Below are 13,835 nucleotides of genomic sequence, written 5' to 3'. Positions count from 1 at the left end.
AATGCTGATAATGGTCTCCAGCCCTACTCAGCAGATCGAATTTGGTGATGCCGGAGATGCGCTGGAAGACTGTCATACCGTCAGATGTTTCTTGATCAGCTCATCCGTCAACCCCGAAATCTCATCCTCAGCAACCCTCCTCCCCCGATCCAAAATCGCAAACCGATCCGCATACTTCCGCGCAAACGGCAACTTCTGCTCAACCAGCAGCACCGTCAGCCCATCCTCTTCGATCAATCGACGAATAACCTCCCCAATCTGCGCCACAATATTCGGCTGAATGCCCTCCCCAGGCTCATCCAGAATCAGCAGCCTGGGCTCGATCACCAGCGCCCGGCCAATGGCCAGCTGCTGTTGCTGCCCGCCGGAAAGGTCGCCGCCTCTGCGGTTTTTCATTTCCTTCAGCACCGGAAACAGCTCATACACCCGCTCGGGGATTTTCTTGCTGCCGTCTTTGCGCACGGCCAGGCCGGTGCGCAGGTTTTCTTCCACGGTCAGCAGGGGGAATATCTGTCGGCCCTGGGGCACGTAGCCGATGCCCAGGCGTGAGCGGTCTTCGATTTTCTTTTTGGTCAGTTCCACGTCTTCGGCGAATTTTATGCTGCCGTTGCTGGTGGTTTCCTCGCCCATGATGCATTTCACCAGGGTGGTTTTGCCTACGCCGTTGCGGCCCATTACGCATGTGCACTGGCCCTGGGGTACGTCCAGGTCCAGGTCCCAGAGGGTGTGGCTTTCGCCGTAGTACTGGTTCAGCTTCTGGATCTTGAGCATTACGCCTCCTCCCCCAGGTATACCTTGATCACTTCCGGGTCGTTGGAGACCTGGTCCATGGTGCCTTCGGCCAGCACGCTGCCCTGGTGCAGTACGGTGACTTTGCGGGCGATGGAGCGCACGAAGCCCATGTCGTGTTCCACCACCACAACGGACTGTTTGCCGGCCAGGCTGGTGAGCAGTTCGGCGGTGCGTTCCATTTCCTGTTCGGTCATGCCGGCTACGGGTTCGTCTACCAACAGCAGCCGGGGTTTCTGCATCAGCAGCATGCCGATTTCCAGCCACTGTTTCTGGCCGTGGGAGAGGATGCCGGCCAGCTGGTCGCGTTCGGCCTGCAGGTTGATGGTTTCCAGCACTTCGTCGATGCGGTCGCGGTATTCCACTTTCATCACCGCCCGCAGGGTGGGGATTACGCGCTTGTCGGTGGCCATGGCCAGTTCCAGGTTTTCGAATACCGTTAAGGCTTCGAATACCGTGGGTTTCTGGAACTTGCGGCCGATGCCCAGGCTGGCGATGTCGGGCTCGCTCATGGTCAGCAGGTTGTGGCGGCTGCCGAACCACACGGAGCCGGTATCCGGCGCGGTTTTACCGGTGATGATGTCCATCATGGTGGTTTTGCCCGCGCCGTTGGGGCCGATGATGCACCGCAGTTCGCCGTCGTCGATGGTGAGGTTGAGGTTGTTGATGGCTTTGAAGCCGTCAAAGCTCACGTTCACGTCATCCAGGTACAGGATCGGCCCGTGGCGCACGTCCACGGGGGATGCCACCGGTGTGAGGAAGTTGAACACGCGGTTGCGGTTGGAAAGCTCCTCGATAATGCTCATGCGGTGGCCTCCCTTTCTGTATCCGATGGGGTATTGGGATCGGCATCAGGGTCTTTACGTTTTTTGCGGCGTTCAAACAACAGACCGGCGATGCCTTTGGGCAGGAACACGGTCACCAGCACGAACAGGCCACCGAGGGCGAACAGCCAGGCGTCCGGCATTACGCCGGTGAACACGGTTTTGGCGTAGTTCACCAGGATGGCGCCGATCACTGCGCCGTAGAGGGTTGCGCGGCCACCCAGGGCCACCCACACCACGATTTCAATGGAGAAGATGGGCGAGAATTCACTGGGGTTGATGATGCCCACCTGCGGCACGTACAAGGCCCCGGCCACACCCGCCAGCATGGCGGACACCACGAACACGAACAGCTGTACCCGTTCCACGCGGTAGCCCAGGAAGCGGGTGCGGGCTTCGGCGTCACGGCAGGCAATGCTGACCCGGCCCAGCTTGCTGGTGACAATGCCACGGCAGATCAGGTAGCCAATCCCCAGGGCGATGCCGGTGGCGATGAACAGCCCCAGCCGGGTGGCGTCGGTACGCAGGTTGAAGCCGAGGATGTCGCGGAAGTCGGTCAGGCCGTTGTTGCCGCCAAAGCCCATTTCGTTGCGGAAGAAGGCCAGCATCAGCGCAAAGGTCAGCGCCTGGGTGATGATGGACAGGTACACCCCGGTCACTCGCGAACGGAAGGCCAGGAAGCCGAACACCAGGGCCAGGATGCCCGGTGCCAGCAGCACCATGATGAAGGCAAACCAGGCCATGTCGAAGCCCAGCCAGTACCAGGGCAGCTCCTGCCAGTTCAGGAACACCATGAAGTCCGGCAATACCGGGTCGCCATAGGTGCCGCGGTCGCCGATCTGGCGCATCAGGTACATGCCCATGGCGTAGCCGCCCAGCGCAAAGAAGGCACCGTGGCCCAGGCTGAGAATGCCCAGATAACCCCACACCAGGTCCACCGCCACCGCCAGCAGCGCGTAGCACAGGTATTTGCCCAACAGGGTGACGGTATAGGCACTGACATGCAGGGCGCTGTCTTGCGGCATGAACAGGTGGAGGAAGGTCACCACCACCAGGGCCGCGAACAGAACGCCTAGAAAAATTTGTGTAGAACGTTCACGTAAGGGTCTTGTTAACCACATACAGGTGTCCCTTCTTGCTAATTATTTGATTCACTGAGCCTCTGAACGCCTTGAGAGCAAGGCGCAGTGGCGAAGGTTTGGTGGTTCCAAATCGAGGCGCTGCAACGCTGCTATCAAGGCGTTCAGAGGCTCCCGAAGGGCGAGGCACTTGTGCCTCGCAGTGGATTAAAGAATTGGCTAGACGGGACACCCCTAACCCTCCGCAGCCCGGCCTTTCTGGGGGAAGAGCCCCTTTGGCCGTTTCTGTATAAACAGGATGATGAACACCAACACGATGATCTTGGCGAGGACGGCACCGGCCCAGGGTTCCAGCAGCTGGTTGATGGTGCCCAGCGACAGCCCGGCGATGAGCGTGCCCCACAGGTTACCGACGCCGCCGAACACCACCACCATGAAGGAATCGATGATGTAGTTCTGGCCCAGGTTTGGGCCGACGTTGGTGAGCTGGGACAGCGCCACGCCCGCAAGGCCGGCCACGCCGGAGCCCAGGGCGAAGGTCATGATGTCTACCCGTGTTGCGCGGATGCCCATGGACTGGGCCATTTTTCGGTTCTGGGTAACGGCGCGCACTTCCAGGCCCAGACGGGTCTTGCGCATGATCAGCATCAGCAGCGCGAAGACAACCAGAGCGAAGCCCAGTACATACATGCGGTTGAGGGTCAGGGACAGCGCATCGTTGACCACCAGCGAGCCGCTCATCCATTCCGGTGTGACCACAGTGCGGTTCTGGGGGGAGATCACGGTGCGCACCAGCTGTTGCAGAATCAGGCTGATGCCGAAGGTGGCCAGCAGGGTTTCCAGCGGGCGGCCTTTTAGATACTGAATTACGCTGCGTTCGATGATGATGCCTGCAGTGGCGGCCACCATGAACCCTGCTGGAATCGACAGGATCAGTGCCAGCCCGGGTTGGCCCGGTAACAGTTGCTGCATGCCCCAGGTGGTGTAGGCGCCCAGCATGATCAGTTCGCCATGGGCCATGTTGATCACGCCCATTACGCCGAAGGTGATGGCCAGGCCGATGGCGGCGAGGACCAGTACCGAGCCCAGTGATAACCCGAAATACAGGGTCTCGGCGGCGCGGTTGAGTTTGAGTTTCTGTTCGATGGTGGCGAGTGCCTGTTTGGCCTTGGCGGCCAGCGCGGGGTTATCGCCCCGGACGGCGTTGTTCAGGGCAGCACGGGCGCGGGGGTGAAGGCTGCCGGCGAGTATGTCCACGGCTTCTATATCGCCCTCGCTGACCCGGTAAATGGCCAGGGCCTGTTCGATGCGGTTGCGCACCGCTGCGTTTTCTTCCAGTTCCAGCCGAGCTTCCAGTGGTTTCACCAGTGTGGCGTCCACTTTACCCATTATGTCCTGTGCGGAGGCTTCGCGCACGTCCGGGTCTGCGGCGTTCAGGTCCAGCATGGCAATTATGCCTTCAAGCTGTCCCCGTATGCGGTTGTTGATAGCGACCCTGTCCAGCTCGCGGCGGGACATGTCGCCCATGTTCTCTCCAGTCAGCGGGTTGGCGATTTCCCAGTCCCGGCCCCGGTTGTTCAGTACTACGACGACGTCACCGGTGTCTTTTATCCGGCTCAGGCGGTTGCTGCCAAAGGCTTCAAGCCAGCTCCTGGCTCTGGGGTCGCCGCTGCTGACAATAGCGCCAAGCGCTTCCTCCACCTTGCTGGCCGGCGCTTCTGCCAGATTGATCAGCAGTTCCCGGCCGGGATCGTCCTCCTGCGCCTGTGCGGGCAGCGACAGCAAGGAAATCAGGGCGATAAACAGCAATGTGAGCGATCGGATGATGCTCATAAATATGTCCTGTCTGTTTTTTGCTAAACCGGATGAACGTAGGCGGGCACGTCCATTCAGGACCGTATGCAGCAGGGATGCTGCATCCGAGCCTACATGGATGTATTCACGGCGTGTCCTGAATGGACGTGCCCGCCTAGGTTCCTACTCCTTGGTAAAAGGTATTACTCAGCCGCCATTTCACCGGCAGAAGCACCGCAACTGCCGGTTTTGGTGTTGAAGGTTCCGCAGAACATCGGCTTGCGCCAGTCGGCGATCATGTCCCGTGAACCCGGCAGGTAATCAGACCAGGCATCGCCAGCCACGGTGGACGGGGTTTCCCAGACTACGGAGAACTGGCCGTTGTCCTGGATCTCGCCAATCAGCACCGGCTTGGTGATGTGGTGGTTGGGCATCATGGCGGCGTAGCCACCGGTCAGATTGGGCACGGTTACGCCGATGATGGCGTCTTTCACCGCATCCACGTCAGTGGTGCCGGCTTTCTTCACCGCTTCGATGTACATGTTGAAGCCGATGTAGTGGGCTTCCATGGGGTCGTTGGTAACGGCTTCTTCGTCATCGGTGTGGGCAATCCACTGGTCGATGAAGTCGTAGTTGGCATCGCTGTCCACGCTCATGAAGTAGTTCCACGCGGCCAGGTGGCCCACCAGCGGGCCGGTGTCGATGCCGGAAAGCTCCTGCTCACCCACGGAGAAAGCCACAACCGGAATGTCGGAAGCCGAGATGCCCTGGTTGCCCAGCTCGCGGTAGAAAGGCACGTTGGCGTCGCCGTTGATGGTGGAGACCACCGCGGTTTTCTTGCCGGCGGAGCCGAAGCGCTTGATGTCGGAGACGATGTTCTGCCAGTCCGAGTGACCAAACGGCGTGTAGTTGATCATGATGTCTTCTTTGGCCACGCCCTGATCCATCAGGTAGGTCTCGAGGATCTTGTTGGTGGTGCGTGGGTAGACGTAGTCGGTGCCCGCCAGTACCCAGCGCTCGACGCCGATGTTGTTCATCAGGTAGTTCACCGCCGGAATCGCCTGCTGGTTGGGCGCGGCACCGGTGTAGAAGACGTTCTCGGAGGACTCTTCACCCTCGTACTGAACCGGGTAGAACAGCAGGCCGTTCAGTTCTTCCACTACCGGCAGTACCGATTTGCGGGAGACCGATGTCCAGTTACCGAAGATAACGTCTACCTCTTCCTGGGCCAGCAGTTCGCGGGCTTTTTCGGCAAACAGCGGCCAGTCTGAAGCCGGGTCTACAACAACCGCTTCAAGCTGACGACCCAGAACACCACCTTCGGCGTTCTGCTTTTCAATGAGCATTTCCACGGTGTCTTTCAGGACGGTTTCACTGATCGCCATGGTGCCGGAAAGGGAGTGAAGGATACCGACCTTGATAGGGTCTTCGTCGGCCATTGCGTTAAGGGAGACAGAGAGGGCCAGCGCTGAGAGGCCAAGTTTCACGTGTTTTTTAATGGTCATGTTGTGCGTCCTTGTTTACGGGTTGGTTCGTGCCATTCGCTTTGAGTAAACGCACCCCTCCCATTGCATCTGCCGTTCCAGCTTCCATCAATTCCCAGTTAAAACAGCTATTTATCTAGTATACAAGCTGCCGGAACAGGCCTTTCCTGTGTCCCCGGGCCTGTTAATTCCGGCTTTCACGGCCTTTTTCTGGTGCGTATGCCCACCCATGGTGCGCACTGAAAATGTCCACTTCTTCGACATAGAATCCTATCTATCTGTTTATATTGATTATTTTTTATTGGTCGCCGAATGGCACGGGCATTGCCATTGCTCATGTATACAAGTTGACAACGCACATGAGGACGAACCATGCCCGCGACACTCGGATGGACCATTGAGGAATGGCAAAAGGCCTACCAATCGGGCGCTACGCCCGAGGACCTGCTTGGCGAACTGGTCGCCAGCCTGGATAAAACCGATAACGCCTGGATTGCACAAATAAGCAGCACGCAGCTTCATGCAGCCCTGTTCGATCTGGCGGGTTCCCTTAGCAAGGTAGGTGACGATATCAGCCGTTTACCGCTTTACGGCGTGCCGTTCGCCGTGAAGGACAACATTGATGCCACCGGGTTTGAGACCACCGCCGGTTGCCCTGCCTACGCCTACCAACCGAAACAGGACGCCAACACCGTCGCCCGGCTGAAGGCCGCCGGCGCTGTACTGATCGGCAAGACCAACCTGGACCAGTTCGCCACCGGGCTGGTGGGCACCCGCTCGCCTCACGGTGCGGTAGCGAACAGCTTCAAGCCGGAAGTGGTGAGCGGCGGTTCCAGCTCCGGCTCCGCCTCGGTGGTGGCCCGTGGCCTGGTGCCTTTTGCATTGGGTACGGACACGGCTGGCTCCGGCCGGGTGCCTGCCGGGCTGAACAATCTGGTGGGGCTGAAGCCCACCCGTGGGCTGTTCAGCATCCAGGGCGTGGTGCCGGCCTGCCGCTCCCTGGATTGCGTGTCCGTGTTTGCGCTGACCGTGAACGATGCCGGGCTGGTAGCCGATGCCATGGCTGGGTTTGATGCCGACGATGCGTTTTCCCGCAGGGCTCCCTATGCCCTGCCTTTGAACGGCCCTGCGATTCGGCGGCCGGGCCCGGTGAAACGCCTGGCCATTCCAGAGCACCCGCAATGGTTTGGTGACCAGCAGGCAGAAGCAGCCTGGAACACGGCCATCAGCCTGTGGCGGCAGCAGAATGTTGAGCTGGTAGCGCTGGATTTCAGCCCGATGCTGGAACTGGCGGCCCTGCTTTATGAAGGCCCCTGGGTGGCGGAACGCCACGCTGCGGTGGAATCCTTCATGGCCAGCCATGGCGACGACATGAATCCGGTGGTGAGAGGCATCATCGAAAAGGCCGGCAACTTCAGCGCCACCGACACCTTCAAGGCCCAGTACCGCAAGGAAGAGCTGCTGCGCCAGATTGATGAACTACTGGCCGATGTGGATGCCCTTCTGGTGCCCACCGCACCCACGGCGCCCACGATTGAAGCGGTCAATAATGACCCGGTCACCCTCAACAGCCAGTTGGGCACCTACACCAACTTTGTAAACCTGGCAGATTTCTGTGCCCTGGCTATTCCTGCCGGTTTCCGCGACGACGGCCTGCCCTTCGGCGTGACCCTGATCAGCGGCGCCTGGAAAGACACCGAGCTGCAACACTTGGCCTGCCAATGGCTTAATGCCCACCCCACCCCACTAGGCGCCACAGACAAGCCAAGGCCGGAAGACACGCCCGGCGCAGAAATTTCCACGCCCACGATTCAAGTGGCCGTGGTCGGCGCCCACCTCAGTGGCATGCCTTTAAACACCCAACTCACCGAGCGCTGCTCCGTTCTGCTGGAGCAGACCACCACCTCTGCCAACTACCGGCTATACGCCCTGCCCAACACCACACCGCCCAAACCCGGCCTGAAACGCGTCGGCTCTGGCGAAGGCCGCGAACTCATCGTGGAAGTCTGGGAAATGCCCGCCTCCGCATTTGGCTCGTTTGTGGACCTGATTCCCGCGCCGTTGGGTATTGGCAACGTCGAACTGGCGGATGGGCGTTGGGTTAATGGGTTTATTTGTGAGGGGTACGGGTTTGAGGGGGCCCGGGACGTGACTGAGTTTGGGGGTTGGCGGGCTTTTGTTCGCGGTCTGCAGGGGTCTGACCCTGCGGGTCTGACCCCATAAAAATTGACCGAGTTACATCTACCACGGGGCCAGACCCTGGAGCAAAACCGAGTTCTCGAGTTGACGCGGCCTGGTCAGAAATTTTGGGGTCAGACCCGCAGGGTCAGACCCCGGGGGCAGACCCCGGAGTTAGCCGCAAAGGTCAGCGCATCGGGGTCAGACCCGGCGGGTCTGACCCCACAAACTCCAGCTGAAGGAGACACAAGAACATGTTCACCAAAGTCCTAATCGCCAACCGAGGCGAAATCGCCGTCCGCACCATCCGCACGCTGAAAGCCATGGGCGTAGCCAGCGTGGCGGTGTATTCCCATGAAGACCGCCACAGCCTGCACGTTGAAAACGCCGACGAGGCGGTGGCGCTCACAGGCAATGGCGCCAGCGAAACCTATCTCGACAAGGCCCAGATCCTGGCGGCCGCCAAACAGACCGGCGCTGAGGCCATTATTCCGGGCTACGGTTTCCTTTCTGAAAACGCCGATTTTGCCGAGGCCTGTGAAGCAGAAGGCATCGTGTTCATCGGCCCCACGCCCACCCAGATGCGCGAGTTCGGCCTGAAGCACCGGGCGCGGGAACTGGCGGAAGCAGCTGGCGTGCCTCTCGCCCCGGGCAGTGGCTTGCTGGACAGTCTGGATGAAGCGGTGAGTACGGCCAATAAACTGGGCTACCCGGTGATGCTGAAAAGCACCGCCGGCGGTGGTGGCATTGGCCTGACCCGCTGCAACAGTGAGGCCGAGCTGCGGGATGCTTTTGAAACCGTGCGCCGTCAGGGCCAGAGCTTCTTTAACGACAGCGGCGTGTTCCTGGAGCGCTTCATCGCCCGGGCCCGCCATGTGGAAGTGCAGATGTTTGGCGACGGCGAGGGCAATGTGGTCGCCCTGGGCGAGCGGGACTGTTCGCTGCAGCGCCGCAACCAGAAGGTGGTGGAGGAAACCCCTGCCCCGAATCTGCCAACGGCCACACGGCAGAAGATGCTGGATGCTGCCGTCTCTCTGGGCGAGTCGGTAAACTACCGTTCCGCCGGCACCGTGGAATACATTTACGACGCCGACCGGGATGAATTCTACTTCCTGGAAGTGAATACCCGCTTACAGGTTGAGCACCCGGTGACCGAATCTGTCACCGGCCTGGACCTGATCGAGTGGATGCTGAAGATTGCCGCCGGCGAAAGCCCGGATCTGGCCAATTTCGTGCCGGAACTGAACGGCGCTTCTATGGAAGTGCGCATCTACGCCGAAGACCCCCTGAAAGACTTTCAACCGTCCCCCGGAGAACTGACCGATGTGTACTGGCCGGAAGACGACGTGCGCATCGATACCTGGGTGGAAAACGGCAGCGAAGTTTCCGCTCATTACGACCCGATGATCGCCAAGCTGATTGTGCACGGCGAAGACCGCGCCGATGCCCTGGCGAAACTGAAAGCCGCCCTCGGCGAAACCCGCTTGATGGGCATTGCCACCAACCTGGATTACCTGCGCCAGGTGGTAGCCCAACAGAGCTTTGCAGAGGGCAAGGTTTCCACTCGCGCACTGGAGAGCTTCGAGTTCAAACCGTCGGTGGCTGAAGTGGTGAAACCCGGCACTTACACCACCGTGCAGGATTATCCCGGCCGCGTGGGTTACTGGAATATCGGCGTTCCGCCCAGTGGCCCCATGGACGATTACGCTTTCCGCATTGCCAACCGCATTGTCGGCAACCACCAGGAAGCAGCCGGCCTGGAAGCCACCTTGATCGGCCCCAGCCTGAAGTTCCATAAGGATTCCGTGGTGGCGCTGACCGGTGCACTCACCGAAGCCACCCTGGACGACAAGGCGGTGGAATTCTGGAAGCCTATCCACGTGAAAGCAGGACAGGTGCTCGCCGTTGGCAAAGCCATTAAAGGCTGCCGCACCTACCTCGCCGTGCGCGGCGGATTTGATGTGCCGGTGTACCTGGGCAGCCGTTCCACCTTCGCGCTGGGTCAATTCGGCGGCCACGGCGGCCGGCCCTTGCGCCCCGGTGACATGCTGGGCATCAGCCAGATCAGCCTGCCCGCCTGCACCACCACCGCGCCGACCCACGACCCGGCCCCGGCCGACCCGGACCTGATCCCGGACTACCCCGATCATTGGGAAATCGGCGTGCTCTATGGGCCCCACGGCGCCCCGGATTTCTTCACGGAAAAGTCCATCGAGAAATTCTTCCAGCAGGACTGGGAGGTGCACTACAACTCCAACCGCCTGGGCATCCGCCTGAACGGCCCCAAGCCGGAATTCACCCGGGAAGACGGCGGCGAGGCCGGCCTGCATCCGTCCAACATTCACGACTGCGAATACGCCATTGGCTCCATCAACTTCACCGGCGACATGCCCGTGATTCTGACGAAGGATGGCCCCAGCCTGGGCGGCTTCGTATGCCCGGTCACCATCGCCAAGGCGGAGCTGTGGAAAGTCGGCCAGGTCAAACCCGGCGATACCATTCGTTTTGTGGCCATCGACAACGACACCGCCGTCAAACTTTCCAAACGCCAGGAACTGACCATCAACAGCCTGATGGCGCCACCGGTGCCAAAGCTGGTCGCACCGGACCTTGCGCCCCTGAACGGCCTGTCCGCCACTATCCTCGCCCATCTGGAAGAAACCGACGGTCGCCCGGAAGTGGCTTACCGCCAGGCCGGTGACCAGTACATCCTGCTGGAATACGGCCCCAACGTAATGGACCTGGGCGTACGTATGCGCATTCATGCGCTGATGGAAGCCATCGCCGACGTACAGCCCGCTGGCCTGCTGGAGCTGTCACCCGGCGTGCGCTCCCTGCAGCTGCGCTACGACGCCCGCATCCTGCCGCAGCAGGCGCTAATGGAATACCTGCTGGACCTGGAAGCCACCCTGCCGCCGACAGATGAACTGAAAGTCCGCAGCCGGGTTATCCACCTGCCCATGGCCTTCGAAGACACCGCCACCCTGGAAGCCGTGGACAAATACCGCCAGTCCGTGCGCGACACCGCGCCCTGGCTGCCAAACAACGTTGACTTCATGCAACGCATCAACGGCCTGCCCACGCGGGAAGAAGTGCGAGATATCCTGTTCTCGGCACGATACCTGGTACTGGGCCTGGGCGACGTCTACCTCGGCGCCCCCTGCGCCGTGCCCCTGGACCCACACCACCGGATGCTCACCTCCAAATACAACCCGGCCCGGACCTACACCGCCGAAGGCACCGTAGGCATTGGCGGCGTCTACATGTGCATCTACGGCATGGACTCCCCCGGCGGCTACCAGCTGGTGGGCCGCACGGTGCCCATCTGGAACAAATACCTAAAAAACAAACAGTTCGCCGAAGGCGCCCCCTGGCTGCTGCGGTTCTTCGACCAGGTGTGCTACTACCCGGTCACTGAAGACGAGCTGACCGAAATGCGGGACCAGTTCCGCGCTGGCAAGCTGGAAGTGAAAATCGAGGAAGAAACCTTCGACCTGAAATCCCATCAGGCGTTTCTTGATGCCAACGCCGACTCAATCGCTGAGTTCCGCAAAGCCCAGCAGGCGGCCTATGCGAAGGAAGTGGCCCTGTGGAAAGACAGCGAAGCAGCCGCCCTGGACGAACTCGCCAAAGCCCCGCCAGTACCGGATGCGTCAGACCTGGCAAAATTCGGCGAGCTGGTGAGTGCGGAGATTGCCGGTAACATCTGGAAGTGTCTGGTTAAAACCGGCGATACGGTATCCGAGGGTGATCCGTTGGTAATCGTCGAGGCCATGAAGATGGAGTTCGAGATCAATGCGACCCACAGCGGCGAGATCAGCGCTCTGCATGTTGAGCCCGGTAAGGCCGTTACTCCTGGGGAGCCTTTGTTGAGCATCAAGGTCTGAGGATTGGGAGTTTTCTTCCACTAGCCTCAGGCTTCGGAGTAACGCCGCTGGGGGAAGGGGTGTCCCAGACACGCCGTGAACCCATCCATGGGGGCTTGAGCGCAGCATCCTTGCTGTGCACAGTCTGGGACACCCCTTCCCCCAGCGGCTCCTCGGACTTGAGGTTAATGCGGTTTGAGAAAAACAAAGTGTTTGTTCCTGATAGAGACTGCAATCAAACCCGACTTCATCAGACCTTGCGCTCAGGCTTCCTCGCGGGCAGCGGGAGTCGGGGCCGGGTGTTGGGTGGGGCTATTCAAAAGTATGCGCAGCAGGGATGCTGCGCTCAAGTCCCCATGGATGGGTTCACGACGTCTTTTGAATAGCCCCACCCAACAGCCGGCCCCAGCGCCAAGCACCCAACCAAGAGGCCCCGTAACCAGAGGGAAACAGGGAAAAACGATGGCAACAAACACCAAAAGAAAAGAGTCCATGGCAGACAGGGTCTATGACGCCCTGAAGGACGACATCTTTGAGTTTCGGTTGATCCCCGGGGACAAGTTCAGCGAGGGGGATGTGGGAACGCGGCTGAATGCCAGCCGGACGCCGGTTCGGGAAGCCCTGTACCGGTTGCAGCGCGAAGGCTTTGTGGAGGTGCTGTTTCGCAGTGGCTGGCAGGTGAAGCCGTTTGATTTTCAGCAGGTCGAAGAGCTCTACGACCTGCGGATTACCCTGGAACGGGCCGCCATGCACAAGATCTGTCAGTTGCCCGAACAGCCCCAGGCCGTCCGAACCCTTACCGCCATCTGGAACCCCGACCACCCCTCCGAGCGCGCCGTCGGCAGTACCGTGCGGGCGCTGGATGAGAGTTTTCATTGTGATCTGGTCGCCGCGGCCGGCAACCGGGAGATGACGCGGATTCACCGGGAGATCACCGACCGCCTGCGGATAATCCGGCGGCTGGACTTTACCCGTGATGACCGGATAGACGCCACCTATCGGGAACACGCTGAGATACTCGAGGCCATTCGTGCCGGCCATGCCGTGGAGGCAGCGGACCGGTTAACGAATCATATCCGTATCAGCCAGAAGGCTGTTCGGGAAATCACCATGGAGAAGATTCGTGAGGCCGCTGAGGCTCATCAGCTAGCGCTCAGGACCAGCCTGGAAAGTTCTGCAAAAACATGAACCTATATTCAGTTATGACATGTCGGATCAGATTACAAAGCTGTAAGAGATGTCGCACAGATCACGGAGCGAATGTCCGATTTTTTGAGAACTGATCCCAAGTAAGATGGTGACCGTCAAGGATGAGAAGCCGGCAAGGACAGCTGGCTCAGGGAAGACGTGCACAGGATGGTGCGCAGCCTGAAGGATCAGGCATGGGGTCAGCCACGGACCTTGGAGCACATGGAATGTGTTCAGGTCCGTGCACTCTTCCACTCCAACCAGCTCCGCCGCTTTTACGTCCTGACGAATAATCAGAAACGTAAAACTACTTTCAGGAGCAAAAATCAATGAAGCGCACCCCTATAATGGCCATGATGGTCCTTTTGTTCAGCCTGTTCGCCGGTTTCGCACACGCTGAGCCCGCCGCCATCAACATCAATACCGCCAATATCGAAACCCTGGCCAACCTCGACGGTATCGGGCAAAGCAAGGCCGAAGCCATCGTGGCCTATCGCGATGCCAACGGCCCTTTCCAGTCCAGCGAGGACCTCGCCAACGTCAAGGGTATTGGTGAGCGCACGGTTGCAAAGAACGCCGAGCGTCTTACTGTGGAATAAGCCTGCCGGGCGGTGGCTGGCGCCGCTGCCCGAC

The 13,835-nt window shown here is 60.0% G+C and carries 9 protein-coding genes; 4 read left to right on the top strand and 5 right to left on the bottom strand.

Annotated features, from left to right (window positions below; translation table 11 throughout):
* Positions 1–72 precede the first annotated feature (72 nt).
* From urtE to urtA, 5 genes are all read right to left on the bottom strand, one after another.
* Positions 73–771, bottom strand: a complete 699-nt coding sequence (urtE, locus tag M8010_RS06480) for an urea ABC transporter ATP-binding subunit UrtE (RefSeq protein ID WP_250089746.1) — start codon at positions 769–771, stop codon at positions 73–75.
* Complete coding sequence (gene urtD, locus M8010_RS06475) at positions 771–1,595, bottom strand: urea ABC transporter ATP-binding protein UrtD (RefSeq protein ID WP_250089745.1); 825 nt, start codon at positions 1,593–1,595, stop codon at positions 771–773. Before urtD ends, urtE begins: the two co-directional genes overlap by 1 nt.
* The gene (gene urtC / locus M8010_RS06470; RefSeq protein WP_250089744.1) at positions 1,592–2,734 is read right to left on the bottom strand and encodes an urea ABC transporter permease subunit UrtC; all 1,143 of its coding nucleotides are present in this window, start codon (positions 2,732–2,734) and stop codon (positions 1,592–1,594) included. The genes urtD and urtC overlap by 4 nt, the downstream gene beginning before the upstream one ends.
* Before the next feature lie 192 nt (positions 2,735–2,926).
* A complete protein-coding gene (gene urtB, locus M8010_RS06465) occupies positions 2,927–4,525 on the bottom strand; it encodes an urea ABC transporter permease subunit UrtB (protein WP_250089743.1) in 1,599 nt (532 codons plus the stop codon).
* A 164-nt stretch (positions 4,526–4,689) separates the two neighbouring features.
* Entirely contained in the window at positions 4,690–5,991 is a 1,302-nt protein-coding gene (urtA, locus tag M8010_RS06460) for an urea ABC transporter substrate-binding protein (protein ID WP_250089742.1), read from the bottom strand.
* 351 nt (positions 5,992–6,342) lie between these two features.
* On the opposite strand from urtA, the gene atzF reads away from it, so the two are divergent.
* The 4 genes from atzF to M8010_RS06440 all read left to right on the top strand — a co-directional run bounded on the left by atzF (position 6,343) and on the right by M8010_RS06440 (position 13,801).
* Positions 6,343–8,193, top strand: a complete 1,851-nt coding sequence (gene atzF, locus M8010_RS06455; protein WP_250089741.1) for an allophanate hydrolase — start codon at positions 6,343–6,345, stop codon at positions 8,191–8,193.
* A gap of 209 nt (positions 8,194–8,402) precedes the next feature.
* Positions 8,403–12,035 carry an urea carboxylase gene (gene uca, locus M8010_RS06450; RefSeq protein WP_250089739.1) on the top strand — a complete coding sequence of 1,211 codons (3,633 nt, stop codon included), beginning with the start codon at positions 8,403–8,405 and terminating at the stop codon, positions 12,033–12,035.
* Between the two features lie 441 nt (positions 12,036–12,476).
* A complete protein-coding gene (locus M8010_RS06445) occupies positions 12,477–13,202 on the top strand; it encodes a GntR family transcriptional regulator (protein WP_250089738.1) in 726 nt (241 codons plus the stop codon).
* Between the two features lie 329 nt (positions 13,203–13,531).
* A complete protein-coding gene (locus M8010_RS06440; RefSeq protein WP_349666089.1) occupies positions 13,532–13,801 on the top strand; it encodes a ComEA family DNA-binding protein in 270 nt (89 codons plus the stop codon).
* The last annotated feature ends 34 nt before the right edge of the window (positions 13,802–13,835 follow it).

It is taken from the genome of Marinobacter sp. ATCH36 (assembly GCF_023555055.1).
In the GTDB taxonomy this organism is placed as follows: Bacteria; Pseudomonadota; Gammaproteobacteria; order Pseudomonadales; family Oleiphilaceae; genus Marinobacter.
Note: the sequence above shows the minus strand (reverse complement) of the source record. Positions and strands in the feature narration are given on the sequence as shown.

Excerpts from the sequence above, each read along its gene's own strand:
- urtE (WP_250089746.1), bottom strand. The coding sequence starts at position 771 with ATGCTCAAGATCCAGAAGCTGAACCAGTACTACGGCGAAAGCCACACC.
- urtD (WP_250089745.1), bottom strand. The coding sequence starts at position 1,595 with ATGAGCATTATCGAGGAGCTTTCCAACCGCAACCGCGTGTTCAACTTC.
- urtC (WP_250089744.1), bottom strand. The coding sequence starts at position 2,734 with ATGTGGTTAACAAGACCCTTACGTGAACGTTCTACACAAATTTTTCTA.
- urtB (WP_250089743.1), bottom strand. The coding sequence starts at position 4,525 with ATGAGCATCATCCGATCGCTCACATTGCTGTTTATCGCCCTGATTTCC.
- urtA (WP_250089742.1), bottom strand. The coding sequence starts at position 5,991 with ATGACCATTAAAAAACACGTGAAACTTGGCCTCTCAGCGCTGGCCCTC.
- atzF (WP_250089741.1), top strand. The coding sequence starts at position 6,343 with ATGCCCGCGACACTCGGATGGACCATTGAGGAATGGCAAAAGGCCTAC.
- uca (WP_250089739.1), top strand. The coding sequence starts at position 8,403 with ATGTTCACCAAAGTCCTAATCGCCAACCGAGGCGAAATCGCCGTCCGC.
- M8010_RS06445 (WP_250089738.1), top strand. The coding sequence starts at position 12,477 with ATGGCAACAAACACCAAAAGAAAAGAGTCCATGGCAGACAGGGTCTAT.
- M8010_RS06440 (WP_349666089.1), top strand. The coding sequence starts at position 13,532 with ATGAAGCGCACCCCTATAATGGCCATGATGGTCCTTTTGTTCAGCCTG.